Origin of the sequence: Acidovorax facilis (genome assembly GCF_050626955.1) — a bacterium.
GTDB classification, from domain to species: Bacteria; Pseudomonadota; Gammaproteobacteria; order Burkholderiales; family Burkholderiaceae_C; genus Acidovorax; species Acidovorax facilis.
Window position 1 is genome coordinate 1,799,957 of sequence record NZ_CP192460.1, and the last position, 16,144, is coordinate 1,816,100.

Annotated in this window: 14 protein-coding genes; 6 read left to right on the plus strand and 8 right to left on the minus strand. The window is 61.1% G+C overall.

Annotation, left to right across the window (positions count from 1 at the left end):
- The first annotated feature begins 23 nt into the window (after positions 1 to 23).
- From ACQ4MJ_RS08080 to ACQ4MJ_RS08100, 5 genes are all read left to right on the plus strand, one after another.
- A complete protein-coding gene (locus tag ACQ4MJ_RS08080) occupies positions 24 to 617 on the plus strand; it encodes a TetR/AcrR family transcriptional regulator (protein ID WP_121420177.1) in 594 nt (197 codons plus the stop codon).
- A 297-nt stretch (positions 618 to 914) separates the two neighbouring features.
- The gene (locus tag ACQ4MJ_RS08085) at positions 915 to 1,208 is read left to right on the plus strand and encodes a hypothetical protein (protein ID WP_121506402.1); all 294 of its coding nucleotides are present in this window, start codon (positions 915 to 917) and stop codon (positions 1,206 to 1,208) included.
- A 121-nt stretch (positions 1,209 to 1,329) separates the two neighbouring features.
- On the plus strand, positions 1,330 to 2,331 hold the full coding sequence (locus ACQ4MJ_RS08090; RefSeq protein WP_431153025.1) for an NADP-dependent oxidoreductase: 1,002 nt from the start codon (positions 1,330 to 1,332) through the stop codon (positions 2,329 to 2,331).
- Positions 2,332 to 2,444: 113 nt separating this feature from the next.
- The gene (locus ACQ4MJ_RS08095) at positions 2,445 to 3,149 is read left to right on the plus strand and encodes an SDR family oxidoreductase (protein WP_431153024.1); all 705 of its coding nucleotides are present in this window, start codon (positions 2,445 to 2,447) and stop codon (positions 3,147 to 3,149) included.
- Between the two features lie 49 nt (positions 3,150 to 3,198).
- Positions 3,199 to 4,170, plus strand: coding sequence for an alpha/beta fold hydrolase (locus tag ACQ4MJ_RS08100; RefSeq protein ID WP_431153023.1), 972 nt, complete (start codon positions 3,199 to 3,201; stop codon positions 4,168 to 4,170).
- Between the two features lie 50 nt (positions 4,171 to 4,220).
- On the opposite strand, the gene ACQ4MJ_RS08105 is transcribed toward ACQ4MJ_RS08100, so the two are convergent.
- The 5 genes from ACQ4MJ_RS08105 to ACQ4MJ_RS08125 form a co-directional block, all read right to left on the minus strand.
- Complete coding sequence (locus tag ACQ4MJ_RS08105) at positions 4,221 to 5,177, minus strand: AEC family transporter (RefSeq protein ID WP_218301095.1); 957 nt, start codon at positions 5,175 to 5,177, stop codon at positions 4,221 to 4,223.
- Positions 5,178 to 5,375: 198 nt separating this feature from the next.
- Positions 5,376 to 6,476, minus strand: a complete 1,101-nt coding sequence (locus tag ACQ4MJ_RS08110; protein ID WP_431153022.1) for an ABC transporter ATP-binding protein — start codon at positions 6,474 to 6,476, stop codon at positions 5,376 to 5,378.
- A gap of 1 nt (position 6,477) precedes the next feature.
- The gene (locus ACQ4MJ_RS08115; RefSeq protein WP_431153021.1) at positions 6,478 to 7,869 is read right to left on the minus strand and encodes an ATP-binding protein; all 1,392 of its coding nucleotides are present in this window, start codon (positions 7,867 to 7,869) and stop codon (positions 6,478 to 6,480) included.
- A complete protein-coding gene (locus tag ACQ4MJ_RS08120) occupies positions 7,866 to 8,591 on the minus strand; it encodes a response regulator transcription factor (RefSeq protein WP_055401899.1) in 726 nt (241 codons plus the stop codon). The genes ACQ4MJ_RS08115 and ACQ4MJ_RS08120 overlap by 4 nt, the downstream gene beginning before the upstream one ends.
- Positions 8,592 to 8,896: 305 nt before the next feature.
- Positions 8,897 to 9,457: a hypothetical protein gene (locus ACQ4MJ_RS08125; protein WP_431153020.1), complete on the minus strand. Its 561-nt coding sequence runs from the start codon at positions 9,455 to 9,457 to the stop codon at positions 8,897 to 8,899.
- 191 nt (positions 9,458 to 9,648) lie between these two features.
- On the opposite strand from ACQ4MJ_RS08125, the gene ACQ4MJ_RS08130 reads away from it, so the two are divergent.
- A complete protein-coding gene (locus ACQ4MJ_RS08130) occupies positions 9,649 to 10,224 on the plus strand; it encodes a Crp/Fnr family transcriptional regulator (RefSeq protein WP_431153019.1) in 576 nt (191 codons plus the stop codon).
- A 191-nt stretch (positions 10,225 to 10,415) separates the two neighbouring features.
- Here the strand turns inward: ACQ4MJ_RS08130 and ACQ4MJ_RS08135 are convergent, their stop codons facing one another.
- The 3 genes from ACQ4MJ_RS08135 to ACQ4MJ_RS08145 are packed head-to-tail and all read right to left on the minus strand — an operon-like array spanning position 10,416 to position 15,621.
- Positions 10,416 to 11,105, minus strand: a complete 690-nt coding sequence (locus ACQ4MJ_RS08135) for a glycosyltransferase family 2 protein (protein ID WP_431153018.1) — start codon at positions 11,103 to 11,105, stop codon at positions 10,416 to 10,418.
- The gene (locus ACQ4MJ_RS08140; protein WP_228895340.1) at positions 11,102 to 12,016 is read right to left on the minus strand and encodes a UbiA family prenyltransferase; all 915 of its coding nucleotides are present in this window, start codon (positions 12,014 to 12,016) and stop codon (positions 11,102 to 11,104) included. Before ACQ4MJ_RS08140 ends, ACQ4MJ_RS08135 begins: the two co-directional genes overlap by 4 nt.
- The gene (locus tag ACQ4MJ_RS08145; RefSeq protein WP_431153017.1) at positions 12,013 to 15,621 is read right to left on the minus strand and encodes a hypothetical protein; all 3,609 of its coding nucleotides are present in this window, start codon (positions 15,619 to 15,621) and stop codon (positions 12,013 to 12,015) included. Before ACQ4MJ_RS08145 ends, ACQ4MJ_RS08140 begins: the two co-directional genes overlap by 4 nt.
- Positions 15,622 to 16,144: the final 523 nt, after the last annotated feature.

Genomic DNA, 16,144 nt, shown 5'->3' on the forward strand with positions numbered 1-16,144 from the left:
ATAATTCGTGATACAGTGAGGGCATGAAGAACGCAGCCCCATCACGCAAAGAGCTAAGCCATGAGCGCATCGTGGCGGCTGCGGCGCGTGCCATCAGGCGCAATGGATTCAGCGGAGCGGGCGTTGCGGACATCATGAAGGACGCAGGCCTCACGCATGGTGGCTTCTATTCCCACTTCCCTTCTCGGGAGGCGATGCTTGCGGAAGCCACAGACAGAGCGGGCGCAGAAACCGTTGGGCTCGCCGAGTCTGCAGCTGCGTCGGTTCCAGCCGATCAAGCGCTGGAGGCCATGTTGGGGGCCTATTTGTCGGAACAGCATATCAACAATCCGGATGTTGGTTGCCCTATGGCAGCCCTCAGTTCGGAGCTGGCCCGCCAAGCCCCAGAGGTGCGGCGTGCAGCCACCCGGCGAATGAAAGAAATGGTGGATGTGATCGCACGACAGTTGCCCACCTGGGGAACACCAGAAGCCCACGAGCGAGCACTTTTTCTGGTTGCCACCATGGTGGGAGCCGTTTCCCTGGCGCGCGCCGTAGACGATCCTTCGCTGGCTGGAAGGCTCAGCAAAGCTGCTTTCAAGTACGCCCGCTCCAGTGGTGAAGAGTCGCAAAAATAGCTTCCATTTTTTTGGGGTTAAATTATGATGATCATCATATTAGAAACTGATGATGAATTGGAAAAGTCGAAAATCAGCCTATCGAGGGCTTGTTCTCTGGTCTGTTTCGGCGTTCTTGTTTGTACAGAAATATGATGATCATCATGAAATTTTTCAGCCGTCGAACTTTGAAACGCCCTATTGATTGCCTTGACCACCAACCCTTCCACAGCAAACCACGCTGAGTGACTCGCCGAAAAGCCTGGCATTCAGTATTTTCCGAGGCGCCTGAGCCTCATTTCCTAGGAGATATCTACCATGAACACCTTCTCTCGCTTTCTCTCCGTCGCAGTAGTCGCAACGCTCACCGCAGTCGGCGCACAGGCTGCTGAGTTGGACCCGGCGCAATTTGCCACCCAGTTTGAGGGCAACCGCACGCGGGCTGAAGTCGCCGCGGAAGCTGCACAAGTACCCATGACCCGAAGCCAGATCCCTTCGGGCTCCAAAGCCGAGTCTTACAAGTCCGTGGCTGACCGCGCAGCCATCCGGGCACAGGCGGCAGATGCAGTCCGTACTGGCCAGATCTCCTCTGGCGAAACTGGCGCGCGCTAACTTGACGAAGGTGATGCGGTCCTTGTCTCGATTTGAAATATGACGGAAATCATATAAACACAATTTGATCGTCGCCAGTGGGCCGTTCACCAACCTGGATACGCCAGGAGTAAGGAAAACCATGAAAGCATTTGTCATTGATCGCTACAGCAAAAAAGGGGATCTTCGATTGGCCGAGCTGCCAACCCCGGAGCTGCGCGACGACGAAGTCCTGGTCCAGGTCCACGCTGCGGGTGTGAATCTTCTGGACTCGAAGATCCGCAGTGGAGAGTTCAAGCTCATCCTGCCTTACAAACTGCCCCTCGTCTTGGGCCACGACGTGGCTGGCGTGGTCACCCAGGTGGGCCCCCGCGTGCGGCAGTTCAAAGTGGGTGATGAGGTCTACGCACGGCCGGACGACTTTCGCATCGGTACGTTTGCTGAATTTGTGCCGGTGAAAGAGGCCTCGCTGGCGCTCAAGCCGAAGAACATCACCATGGAAGAAGCAGCGTCCCTTCCCTTGGTGGCGCTGACGGCCTGGCAGACGCTGGTCGAGAAGGCCCAAATCAAAAAGGGTCAGAAGGTCTTTATCCACGCGGGCTCTGGCGGCGTGGGGACCTTTGCCATCCAGCTGGCCAAGCATCTTGGTGCCACGGTGGCCACGACCACCAGCACGGCCAATGCCGCACTGGTGAAGGCCCTGGGGGCCGACGTCGCGGTGGACTACAAGACGCAGGATTTTGAGGACGTATTGCGCGACTACGACGTCGTACTGAACAGCCAGGACGGCAAGACCCTCGAAAAATCCCTGCGAGTGCTCAAGGGCGGTGGAAAGCTCATTTCCATTTCCGGCCCGCCAGATCCCGATTTCGCAAGCGCGATCAAGGCGTCCTGGCTCGTGAAGCTGGTCGTGCGGCTGCTGAGTGCAGGCGTCAGGCGCAGGGCATTGGCGCGCCGGGTCGGTTATTCGTTCCTCTTCATGAGGGCCAACGGAAGCCAGCTGCGCGAGATCACGCGCCTGGTGGAGGCCGGGGTGATACGGCCTGTGGTGGACCGGGTCTTCTCGTTTGAGTCCACCAACGACGCACTGGCCTATGTCGAATCCGGCCGCGCCAAAGGCAAGGTCGTGATCAAGGTGCGGTAGTCACCCAAAAAACCAATCAGAGCAAAGCCAAGCAGGGCTGAAGGCAGACATGGCCCGCCTGGCTTGGCTTTGCCCTGCGCAACGAAATCTTGATTTTTGAACTGGAGCTTTTTATGAAGATTGAAAACGCCGTAGCCCTCGTGACGGGCGCCAACCGTGGCATTGGGCTGGCCTTTGCACGTGAACTCTTGAACCGGGGTGCCCGCAAAGTCTATGCAGCCGCCCGAGATCCGGCCTCCGTCACCCTGCCCGGTGTGCAGGCGCTGAAACTTGATGTGACGAAGCCCGACGAAGTCGCCAATGCCGTCGCCCAGGCCGGGGATGTGACCTTGCTCATCAACAACGCGGGCATCGCCCAGCCAGGGGGATTTCTCGCTGACGACAGCGAAGAAGTCGCACGCCGCATCTTCGAGACCAACTTCTTCTCCGTGCTGCGCATGAGCAAGGCGTTTGCGCCCATCCTGAAGGACAACGGGGGCGGTGCCCTGCTGAGTGTGCTGTCGGTCGCCTCCTGGGTGAACGGCGGAGAGCTTGCCGCCTACTCCGCCAGCAAGTCTGCCGCCTGGTCGCTCACCAACGCGCTGCGCAACGAGTTGCTGGCCCAGAAAACCCAGGTGCTCGGCCTGCACATGGCGTACGTGGACACCGATCTCACCCGGAGCTTCGATGTACCCAAGTCGAGCCCTGAAAAAATCGTCCAGCGTGCGCTGGACGGCCTTGAAGCGGGTCTGGATGAAGTCCTGGCGGACGAACTCACCGTGCTGGTCAAAAACGGCATGACCGCGCCCACGCCGACCTACCTGCACCCCATGGGCTGAGTAAGCCCCGATACCCGCCCCTGTGTCTTTGGCCTACCGAAAGCCCGCCATGAACCCCATCCTGAAGAAAACGGCAGCGGCGCTGCTTGCGCTGGCTGCCCCGTTTGCATCCACTCCATCACATGCCCAACAGGCCGTGTCTGGAGGCACCATGCGCGCCGCGCCAGTAGCCAGCCCAGAGCGGTCAACCTGGGCCACTGCGCCCACCCAGTCCATCTCTGCGGGCGGGGTGGCCTTTGCCTACCGCGAACTGGGCAAGCACCACGGCGGGACGCCGCTGATTCTGCTGGTCCATCTGGCGGCGGTGCTGGACAACTGGGACCCCCGCGTGGTGGATGGGCTTGCCGCCCAGCGCCACGTGATCGCGTTCGACAACCGGGGCGTGGGTGCATCCAGCGGCTCGCCATCCAACTCCATGGAGCAGATGGCCGATGACGCGATCACTTTCATCAAGGCCAAGGGCTACCAGCAGGTGGATCTGTTCGGCTTCTCGATGGGCGGAATGATTGCCCAAGAGATCGCCTTGAAGGAGCCCGATCTGGTTCGCAAAATGATTCTCGCTGGCACCGGCCCAGCTGGGGGCGAGGGCATCAGCTCCGTTGCAGGGGTGGCCAATCTGGACCTTTTGCGAGGCCTTTTCACGGGCCAGGACCCCAAGCAGTTCCTGTTCTTCACCCGCACGCCCGGCGGCATCGAAGCCGGCAAGGCTTTCCTGAAACGGCTCTCGGAGCGCACGGACAACCGTGACAAGGACATCACCGTGAGCGCCTACGTGGCCCAGTTGCAGGCCCTGAGCGCCTGGGGCAAGAAGGCGCCCGTCGATCTCTCCCGCATCCGGCAACCAGTGCTCGTCGTCAACGGTGACAACGACCGGATGGTCCCGACGATCAACACGCACGACCTGGCACGGCGGCTACCCAACAGCCAACTGATCATCTATCCCGACGCGGGCCATGGCGGGGTTTTCCAGTTCCACGCCGAGTTCGTCATGAAGGCGCTCGGATTTCTCGCCGAACCCTGACCGACAAGCGGCAGCAGAAAACCGCCGAGCAGATCATCAGCCCATCAAATTCAGCCCACCACCCACCGCGTCACCGCCAAAATCACCACTGGCATCGTGACCAACGCCAGCGCCGTAGACACCGCCACACTCGCCGTCACCTCATCCTCGGCCACCGCATAGCGTTGCGCAAACAGGAACACATTGGCCCCCACCGGCAGCGATGCTGCCACGATCATCACCGCCAGCGGCATGCCCGACAGGCCCAGTGCCCAGCCCAGGGTGGCCAGCACGATGGGGTGCACGACACACTTGACCAGCGCAATGCGCAGGGCGGCCTTGAAGTGGTGGCCGACCTTGGTAAACGCCAGCGTCACCCCCACCAGCAGCAGCGCAATCGGCCCCAGCGCCTGGCCCAGCAGCAGCAGGGGTTTGTCAACCACCTGCGGCACCACCAGCCCGGTCTGCGCAAACAGCAGGCCCGCAATGATGGGCAGCGGCACCGGGTGCACGATACCGTTGCGCACGGCCTGCAGCACGGTGCGCCACATGGGCTGCTGCGCGGAGCCCTCCCGGCCTGCATGCTCGCGCGCGGCGGCCAGTTCAAACACCACGGTGGCGGCGGTCAGCAGGATGAGCGAGTGCACCGAGATCAGCGTGAACAGCGTGACCAGCCCCGCATCGCCAAACACCAGGCCCACCAGCGGCACGCCGATCATCAGCGTGTTGCTGAAGGTGTTGGCCAGCGCCCGCGCCGCGCCCAGGCTGGTAAAGCCCAGCACCGCCAACGTGGCCGTGTACACCACGCCAAACGCCACAAAGTAGATCCCCACGGGGCCGAAGTTGAGGTCTTCGATGTGCACCGTGCTCATGGTGCGAAACAGCAGCGCGGGCGTGAGCACCATGAACACGAGGTTGGCCAGGTCCTTCACCGCAGCGGCCCGAATCCAGCCGCGCCGCCCCACGTAAAAGCCGATGGCGATGAACAGGATGACGGGGATCAGCGAGGTGAAAACGGGAGAGTTCAAGGTGAAAAACCGGTGGCCGTGCGGTGGTGGAGGCACGTATTGTGGCCCGGGTCACCACGCTGGCATCCGCTGGTCACTATTGTTTTTGTAGCTGCTTGCGCTTATCCATCAAGCGCCAGGGCCCATTTTTGCTTGAATATTTCATGCCCGGCAGTCGGTGTGCCGGTGCGTGGTGGATTGTCCGTGCCATAGGGCATCTCACCCCGCCACCACCGACACCCCGTGGTCTGCCAGCGTCAGGCTCACCGGTGCGCCCACATCCAGCGGCAGCTCCACCTGGGGCGAAACCACAAAGATCTCGCCCAGCGCGCTCGCAAAGGTGTATTCCATGACGCTGCCCAGGTAGGTGCGTTTGGTCAGCCGGGCGGCCAGCCCGCTGGAGGTTGCGGGGCCTATGACCCAGGCTTCGGGCCGCACGGCGATCTTGACCGGGCCGGGGCCGAGGGATGCTGGCGATGGCACGCGCAAAGGGCCGAGCCGGGCATGGCTGCCAGCCGCCGGGCTTTCCCCATCCGCCGGATTGAGCGCATGGATGTGCCCCTCGAACAGCATTGCCTCGCCCATGAAGCCCGCCACAAACTCGGACGCGGGCTGCTCATACAGCGTGCTGGGCGCGCCGCACTGGGCGATGGTGCCTTTGTCCATCACCACAATCTGGTCGCTGACCGCCAGGGCTTCGCTCTGGTCGTGGGTCACATAGACCACCGTCAAGCGCAGGCGTTGCTGCAGGGCGCGGATCTCTTCGCGCATGGCGCGCCGCAAGCGGGCGTCCAGGTTGGATAGCGGCTCGTCAAACAGCAGCACGGCGGGCTCCAGCGCCAGCGCCCGGGCCAGGGCCACGCGCTGTTGCTGCCCCCCCGAAAGTTCATGGGGCCTGCGCAGGTCCAGGCCCTGCAGGCCCACGGTGTCGAGCATGGCGCGGGCCTTGTCGCGCACCTGCGGCGGGCGCAGGTGCAGCCCGTGCAGGCCGTAGCACACGTTGTCGATCACGTTCAGGTGCGGGAACAGTGCATAGCTCTGGAACACCAGGCTCACATTGCGCTGCGCCGGGCCGAGGGTGGTAACGTCCTGCCCGTCGATGAAGATGCGACCCGCCGTGGGTGACTCGAGCCCGGCAATCATCCGCAGCGTGGTCGTCTTGCCGCAGCCCGATGGCCCCAGGATGGTGGTGAGCGTGCCCCGGGGCACCACAAAGCTGATGTGGTCCACCACCATTGGCGCGCTGGGCAATGGTCCGTACCGCTTGCTGACATCCCGGAACTCGATGCCATGCGCGGCAGATGACTGCTTCACGGACATCTCAACCTTCCCAGGCAACAACGGCATCGACACCGATGACCTGCCCTGCGTCCATGCGGTTGAACAGCATGACCTGGGCGCCCATCGCCTCGGCAATCTGTCGGCAGATCGACAACCCCAGCCCCACCCCGCCCTGCCCTGCCGAAAACGGCTGGAACAACCTTTGCCGCACGGCGTCGTCAATGCCAGGGCCTTCGTCCCAGACCAGCAGCTCGCGCCGCCCGGTGCTGTTGCGCAGCAGCACCCCCAGCCGCCCATGCACGGGCGTGTGGTGGATGGCGTTGGCCAGCAGGTTGCGCATGAGTTCGCCCAGCAGCGCCGCGTCGCCGGGGGCCCACAGCGTATCGGGGCCTTCCAGCGCAAAGTCCAGCCGCTTGGCGGCGATCAGTGGCGCCAGCTCCATCACGGCCTCGCGGGCCATGGCGTTCAAATCCACGCTGGGCAGCTCGCCCATGCGCTGAAGCTGCTCCACCTTGCTCAGGCTCAGCAGCTGGTTGGCCAGGCCCGAGGCGCGGTCTACCGTGTGCAGCATCTGCTGCAGCGCATCAGCCACCAGCACATCGCCCGCAATGGTCGACTGCAGCTGCGTGCGCAGCACCGCCATGGGGGTGCGCAGCTGGTGCGTAGCGTCGGCCAGAAAACGCCGCTGCTCCTCGATCCATCGGCTCTGGCTTTGCTGCAGCTCACCAAAATGCTGCACGGCAGGCGCCAGCTCTGACGGGCCTTCGTAGCCCTGGCCGGTGCCGCCTGCATCTGGCTGGGATGGCGGAGTGAGCGACACATCCGTGTGCAGCAGCCAGCCCGACGCGACGCGCGCCAGCACCATCGCCACCGCCGTCATGGCCAGGGCCAGTAGAACCACTGGGCGCAAACCCGCGCCTTCATCCATCAGGCGGGCCACGCTGGGCACGCGTTCGCTGAACGGCCGCGCCACCTGGCGCACCACCGGCGGGGCGGCGCCCTGCCCGCCCCCAGCCACCGCTGGCTGGTGCAGCGTAGCGGCCACGCGCACCAGTTGGTCGCCCACCTGCGCCAGGTAAAAGTGCACGCTGCCCTGCCCTTGCACGGCCTCGGAGGGCGGTACACGCGGCAGGTCGGCGCTGCCCGCCAGGCGCTCGCCGTCCAGGCTGCTTTCGCGGAACCAGACCGCAGGGGCTTGCTCCATGGCGGATGCACCGGCCTGCGGCTGCAACACCGTCGGCCAGGTTGTCAGCGCCCTGTGCAGCACGGCATCTTGCGCGGCTGCGTTGTGCCGTACCTGCTGCACCACCTGCACCGTGGCGACCAGGGACACCAGCGCCCACAGGGGCACGAGCAGGCCCACCAGAAGCAGCCGCTGTAGCGATCCTCCGCGCGGGCGCCAGGGCCAGCGCTGCCACCAAGGCGTGTTCACCGGAGCGCCCCGCCCTTCTCGGCCTTGTCGACCTTGTCGCCTTTTTGGGCGGCCATGCTGTCGGCATCGCACAGCAGGTAGCCCACGCCGCGCAGGGTCACGATCTCGGCATTGGTGCCCACCAGCTTCTTGCGCAGGCGGTGCACCACCACCTCCACCGCATCGGCCTGCACCTGCTCATCGGTGTTGGCAAACACCTGGGTGCGCAGCTCTTCCTTGCTCACCACGCGGTCGATGCGCGACATCAAGAGGCGCAGCAGCTCCGCCTCACGCTGCGACAGCTCCAGCGGCAGTGCCTCGTTGTAGAACGCGCCGCTGGCCGGGTCGCGGTGGAGCGCACCACAGCGCAACTGCCCGTCGCGCCCCACCCGGCGTGTCAGGGCCCGCAGGCGCGCCACCAGCTCGTCCAGGTCAAACGGCTTGGCCAGGTAGTCGTCCGCCCCCGCCTCCAGCCCTGCCACGCGGTCGGTGACGGCCGCACGGGCCGTGAGCGCCAGCACGGGCGTGGTGCTGCCGCCATCGCGCAGGCGTCGCAGCACCTCCAGCCCGTCCAGGCCCGGCAAAGACAGATCCAGCGTGATTACATCAAAGGCCGTGCGCCGCGCCGCCGCCAGGGCCTCCTTGCCGTCGGCGCAGCACAGCACCTCAAAACCGCGCGCCACGAGGCTGCGGCTCAAGGCACCGGCCAGATCAAAATCGTCCTCGACCAACAGCAGTTTCATGCCCCGATCATGCCTTCTGCGCTGGGCCCCGGCCACTGTGGTTGTACGGAGGGGGCGTGAAAGCAAGGCGAAAGCGTGAGAGGACGACGTGAATGAAAGCTCGTGTCCTGAGTTGGAGGTTCGTTGATGAAATAAAGATGTCGAAATCGTCGCCAGGCAAGGCGCAAACCACAGCGGTAGCCGTAGCTATCGCGAGGATTTGCAACGCAGTATGGCGGCGATTCTGGGCGTCTTTATGAAGTGAATTTCCAACTCAGGACGCTTGGGTGCCTCGCTCCAACCAGCTGTGAACGGGTTGCAAGAACTCAATGGTGCCCTTTGTGCGCCGGGCGTGTTGCAGGCGAAGGCTCTGAGCCCGCAGCGTAGCCGCGCAGGGCGGAATACCGCTGGATCTGGTCACTGTGGAGCAGCGCGGTTTGCGCAAGGTGCGTGCGCAAATGCTCTTCGCGCAAGCGCGCTTGGCGTTGTCCGATTTCGCCGGTCAGTGCCGATAGCCTTGCGGGGTGGATCGTGCCCGTTTTGAACGCCTCATCCAGTGCCTCTTCCGAAGCGATCAGGGCCGCTCCGAGCTTTCGCGCGGCGTCCTTGTGCGCGTGCAGCAAGGCGGTTGTGGCCGTTCTCTGCTGGTCGGTCAACGCCAGCGCGTCTGCGTGCTCCAGAACGTGGACTGGTCCGGGGTAGCCGTTCAGCTCGGCCGCCTTGGCCAAACCCATGCCCTGCCCCTGCAACAGATCTGTCACGTCCTGGTCAGACAACGATTTGATGGCGCGTTTTTGCTGGCCGGCATAGGGCGCAGGCTCGCCGGTGGCGAGATGGGCAGCCAATGCCAGTGCAATGCACCCCGCCGTCTTGATCAGTGGGGGCATGTGGCCCCTACCCTGTGTTGACCGGGCGCCTGTATTGCGTAGCTGAACTCTTGCTGTCATGGTCATGGCCCACGTTGTTGTGATTACCGTGGGCATGCTACGAAGAAGGTCGCCCTGAACGATATGATTTTGGTCATATGAAAAAAGCGATAGGTGTGGGTGTGTCCGGCTCGGGAGCCGATTTGCCATGGATGCGGCTGATGCCCCCAAGCCTGCGCGAACTGGCAAAGGCGCGGCAATTCGCAGCACACCACGCCGTCTTTCAAACTGGCAATCCTGTGTGCAGCATTTACCTGGTGACCACGGGTGAAGCGCGCCTCGTTCGGTTCAGCCGCAACGGCGGCGAAGTCATCCTTCAGCGATCACGGCAGGGCTTTGTGGCAGAAGCCAGCCTGGACAGCCAGCTTTACCACTGCACCGCCGTAGCCTCTGAGCCCAGCGATCTGCTGGAGTTTCCAGCGGATGCGTTTCGCACTGCGTTGCACGATTCGTCAGACTTTCGCGCAGCTTGGCTGTTGCAGCTGTCGCAAGAACTGCGCAAGCTTCGTGCGCAGTGTGAGCGGCTGAGCCTGCACAGGGCTGCGGACCGCATTGCTCACTACATCCACGCTGAAGGGGTTGATGGCTGCCTAACCCTGCAGCAGCCTCGAAAGGCCTGGGCCGCCGAACTCGGCCTCACGCATGAGGCCCTTTACCGAACCCTGCGGCGAATGCAGGACGAAGGGCTTATCCACATAAACGGCAACTTGCTTCGGGCCTTGGGCTAGGAGCCCACCACCCGCCCTCCTTCATCGTCCACCTCGGTCTGCAGCACGTGCCACTGACGGGGAGCATCAACACCCTTTTCGGGAGGTGCTTGCTGATGAGGACACGTATTGCCGCGAGACAACAAGGGTTTATGGAAAGTAGGCTCATCCTGTCGGGTGCGAAGCGCTGATGTCCATATTGGCAAATAAAATTATCGAAAAATATTATATTTTATTATGCAGTAGAGGGCTCTGACCCCGTCTTTCCAGCCGATTTTCTTGCCGTCTTCGTAAGTTCTTCCAAAATAGGAAATGCCCACCTCATAGATGCGGCAATTCAATTTTGAAACCTTGGCTACAATCTCCGGCTCAAATCCAAAACGATTTTCTTCAATGCGAATGGATTGAATTATTTCTCGCCGAAATGCCTTGTAGCAGGACTCCATGTCCGTCAGATTTAAATTGGTGAATACATTGGATGCCAACGTCAAGAACCCATTGCCCACGCGATGCCAGAAGTACAAGACGCGGTGGCAATTGCCACCAATGAAACGCGAACTGAACACTACATCGGCCCTGTTGGATAAAATAGGTTCTATTAAAATGGGATATTCATCGGGGTTGTATTCGAGATCGGCATCCTGAATGATGACGATATCCCCGGTGGCATGTTGGATGCCAGATCTGAGTGCCGCCCCCTTGCCCTGATTGGTTTCATGAAATACCAGTCTATCAATCTTGCCAGCCAACTCATTAGCAAGTATCTCTCTGGTTCCATCTGTTGAAAAATCATCGACAACAATAATTTCTTTCTGCGGATAAGGCGCTGAACGCACTGCGTCCACAATAGACCGGATGGTTTGCTTTTCATTGAAGCAAGGAATGACAATCGTCAGCTTCATGGAAGAAGGTATATCCATTTTTGCGCCAATAGTACGGAAACAATCATGACAACGCCCATGCCCGCATAAAGCGCACGATAGCGCGCCTGCAGACTGCGTACACTCTCAAACGTCAGTCCTTCCCGCATCGCCTGGAGCATCCAGTAAAAATGCAGCGGATAGATCAACGCGACAAACATGGCCAGCACTTGCGGCACCGTTCCTCTCAGCGCCAGCAGGACCAACAGGGCGTCGGCCAGCGTGAAAAGCACAAAACTAGCGATGAAGCTCCGCTTTTTGCCGAACTTCACTGCATTGGTTTGAATCCCGTTGCTTAGGTCGGCCTCGCAATCGCGAACCTCCTGCGTCAGGTGGCCCGCGCTGAAAATAGTGGCAAAGAACAATCCGATCTGCAGGCCATTCATGTCGGGGCTTCTGAATACTGAATAGCCCAGCAAAAAATGCAGCAACCCGCTGGCAACATGGAGCAGTGTGTTCGCAAGCGGGATGCCCTTCAGGTAAACATGCGGGATGGAGTAGAGCGCGCCTGCCACTGCGATCGACAGCGCAATAGCCAGCGTTGCCGCGTTCAGCTGGCTGAGGGTCATGAGGCTCAGCGCCAGCAGAATCAGCAACAAGGCCCCGATCTCATTGCGCCGAATGCCGCGATTGATAAAAACCCCTGCGGCCCTGGTTGGGTCCCGAAGGTCCTGGTGCACTCCGGACCAATCGTTGAGCATGAAGATGTGGGCCACCAAAAAGGCGTTTCCTGCCATCAACAGCAACAGCATCGCCGCGCTCTGATATGTGAAGTGGCCCATGGCAAAGACGGCGCCCAGCAAAGGCGCGCCCTGAAGCACCAGAACCTCGTCGAATCGAATGCACGACAACAGGCGCAGAACCCGCCGGGCTCCCTGGGGACGATCCATCATGGTGTTTTCGGGGCAGTCCGCCTGCCATCGGCTGCAGAGCTGCCGGTGTTGTTGTCAAGGCCGTTGCCGTTGTCGGCCAGAAGGCCCAGTCGCGCGCTTTCCAGGTACAGCCGCAGCCAGAGCGCATAGCCCACATCTTCCGACCAGTAGAACCTGCGCACCGAGGCGGTGAGATCGTTGTGGTACAGCAAGGGCGGGTTCAGCTTCACGGCGAAGAAGTCATTTTTTGACAGCTCTTGAAGCAGATGGATGATCTGGGTCGGCTCGGGCACCCTGCCCTTGCCGCCCTGGAGCCGCTGCAACATGTCGCTGGCGCGCAGCCAGATTTCCTGCCCTGGCAGGGCTGTTTGCGAACGCGAGGGCGGCAACTGCACATCGCAGCCCACAGCTTTCATGTCGGCCTGGCGCAAGACGGGTACCAGCGGTGCCCTGCGGTAGTAAACCCACACGCGGTCCTGGTCGATGGCTTGGCGAAGCGCGCCGCACAACATCTGGGCCGCTGGTGGGTCGGCCTGCGCCAGCCACATCAGCACATGCATCTGGATTGCCACGTCGGTGGGGTTCGGGTCGGAGCCTGGGTCGATGCACCGGTACTCATTGCGCTGGCCCAGCCAGGTGTTGTACAGGCCTTCGGCGGTACGGTACTGCAGCAGCGCCGTCAGGGCCGCTGGCCGCAGTGCATCTGCACCTGGGGCCAGTCTCCACACCAGGGCGGTGTCGTCGGCATCGGGTGTGATGGGGCACAGCCCATGTGTGGTCATGGCGGCGCCATCCGGCCGGCCGTGGTAGCGCACGAGCCCACTGGCCTCGATCTGGCTGCGCAGATGGGTCCGGGCCCGGTCCAGGCTTCCCCCCAGCCCCACGGGGCCTGGTCTTGAACCGAGAACGTCCACCATCATGGAAGTGACGTAGGTGTTCATTTCCAGCTTCGGCTTCTCAAAACGCTCTTCGCTGGTGTACGCAGTGAGCCAGTAGCCATCGACCTGTTGCCTGCGGCTGATCAAACCCACAGCCTTGCGGGCGCTGTGCGCAAGCTCGCCATGGCGGGTGGCGTTGGGGACTGGGTCCGCTTTGTCGGGCAAAGCTGGCCGCATCACGCCTGCGGTGGCTGCAGGTGCGGCAACCGGCCCTGGTTCGATGCGTATCTCGTGCAGGCCCATGACCAGATTGCGGGTATCGCCATTGGGCAGTGGCTTGATGGTGGCGGTATCCACCGCGAAGAAGCTGATGACGTTCCGCCCCACATGGAGGCGGGTGCGCGCCACCACCGAAGCCCTCCCGCGGAAGGTGTACTCGCCTTCCGCCGCAGGGACGCCGTCCTGCAGCACCATGACCCTCCGGTCGGGCGCAGTCAGGCCGTGCCCCGGGGATACCTCGAACCGGAGGTCCACGTCGTGGTCCTCGCGCGACCAGAGTGCGAACTCGATGCCCTCGGCATGCCCCTGCCCCATCCACAGGAAACCGCCCTCTCTGCCACCCAGGTTTTCAACAGGCCATGGCGTCTCCAGCAAGGCGGGATCGATACCCACCTTGGTTTTGAGACTGTCGGCGACCCTGATCAAGGGTGAACCCGGCGGGACGGCCGTCGTCTGGAATGGCCTTTCGTTGGCCAATGTGGTGCCGCTCACTTCGAACAGACGCATGTGGGGTGTGTTGAGGGGGATGTTCAGTCCGGCTTGGGCGCTGAGCCACTTCACCATTTCGCGGGTATCGACGGTTGGAAACCACTCGAAGAACACCTGCTTGTCGTCCTGGATCAAGACGTGGGTGGCTTTTTCGGATGCGATCATCCGGCCCATTCTTTCTGGGTCAAAAGGCCCCGTGCCCCAGGGAATCACTGCATTGGAATAACGGGTTTCCGGGGAGAAGAGCGAATAGTCGCGGGCGTCCTGGTGCCCCACAAAAAGCACGCGGGAACCAGCCGGCAGCATGGACCCGACAATTTCTTCAAATGGCTCATTGATCAGCTTTTCCGAGGCGGGAGCTGCGATGGCCTGTACAGCGTCGTAAGCCAGAGCCCTCATCGGCTGGTATGCGGCATACGTGACCACCATCGCGATGAGCGCCTGGGCAAATTTCTTTATGGAGAGGTACGGCGCAACCAGCGCAATGCCAACGGGCAGCAGCAATGCATACGGGCCAATGAGAAATCGCGCAGGCACGTCGGACTGGGCCATCCACCGCGCGCCAAACAGGATTGCGCACAGCAATGGAATTGCCAAAAGCGTTTGTGCCGACAACGCCGTCAGCCTCACGTGCGGCCAGGTCGCGACCAGATTGCGAACCAAAAGGTACACAGCGATCAGCGACATGGGAATCCACAGCAACCCCCACAACGAAAACCGTGTGGAGTGCTCTGGCAGCGAGTACACGAAACTCCCCGGCCACGCGCCCTTGTTTTCGCCCGCCAAGGGTGCGCCAGCGCCAATGGAATAAATGAATTGGTTGGCGGCACTGCTGAAACGGGACCGCGTTTCGCTCGAAGCCGGAACGTCCGGCAGTTCCAGGAGCAAAAATACAAAACGTACCGCGTGCGTATAGATCACTTGCGGAGTGATGTCGGCCTGCACCACGCGCCGCACCTCCTGTGGCCCCAAGGGGTGGTGGTAGAGCGCCGTGTTGAATGCCAGGGGAACAAGCAGCGAACTCAAAACACCCGCACACACCCATCCTGCAGCCAGTGCCTTGAACCGCGCAATGCATGAAAACGGACTCGGCGCCCACCACACGATCAGCAGCAAGCTAGGAATCATCGACACTGGAAACGACCGGACATTGATGCTCAGTACCGTGAATGTCCCCAGGAAGAAATATTGGGCCTTCGATGCATCAGGCTGCGTGCAAATGGAAACCACCCAATAGGCAATACCCAGCAGGGTGACGATGGACCAGATTTCAGGCTTGAGCCCCACTGCACTGGATGCAACAAGAGGCGTAGAGACCAGAATCAACACGCCCACCAGAGCCACTGTCTGGCTCAATTTGAGTGCCCGCAATAAATAATATTGACCGATGGCTGCCAATGGAAACGCCAGCCAAAACACAATGCGGCCCATAGCTTCAGTTTTGGTGAACAGCACCGGCCACAGGAAGAATAACTCGCTCCCGAACGGAATCATCGTCTGTCGGATATTGTGCGTGTCAAACGGGAATACCGATTGATTTTGAATCCAGTAGATAACCCGCGAGGCGTGGTACATCCTGTCATCAAAGTTCTGGAGAGGCGCTACGGCCTGCCCTACCAACGACATCCAGAGGACTCCGCAAATCGCCATCAGCGTTATCACTCCCCACTGCGATAATCCCCGCGCGAACGCTGCAAGCCTTGTGCGCTGCGCACTCCATATCCCCAGAAAGCCCCGAAGCGTGGGCCACCCCATTTCGCGTGTCAACCGCAAAGTGGCAATGCAAAAAAGCAGCTGGACCAGCATCCACGCAGCCGGATTCAATGCTTGAACCAACGAAGTCAGGCTTGCAATTGCACCCACCTGCAGCATTGTGCTGGCGATGAAAATCCAGAAACTATCGGCAGAAGAATTGGCAAAGCGTGAAGCCCATCGCTGTGAGGACCAGGCGATCAACAACAAGGAAACGGAGAAAATCATTGATTTTATAAAATATTCACATCAATTCACATTGGCAACACAAATATCAATTAATTTTGTTGATTTTCCATCACAAATTGTTACTTCTGCAAATATACCATGCAGCTCACTAGAAGCCATTTTCTGGGGGTGAAACGCTCGGCACGCGTACTCTAAAAGCCAAGCGGTCCTGGCGAAACAAGCCTGTACGCGGCAGGCAAAAGTCACCCCCTTGCTCGGCCTGATCCTGCAGCATGAGCAGAGTTGCGGCCCTTGCTGGGGCCTGATCGAGGGCCGAGCAACCGAAGGGATGGGACCGTGTGGGGCGCCGACGCAACCCAGCAAGAGCGCCTTTTAAAACCAAAAATAATATTAAACTGCAGATACATGCAAATTGCTGTATACTCCGTGTCGTTGCAGTCACGGCTCTTGACGCGTGCAGTCACCGCAACGCCTGCTCAGGGGGGCAATCCGCCCCAGGCAAGCCGCCTTTTGCAACCTTTGTGGTTGCCCATTGGGTCTGTAGAGCTGCAGCCCACTGCGT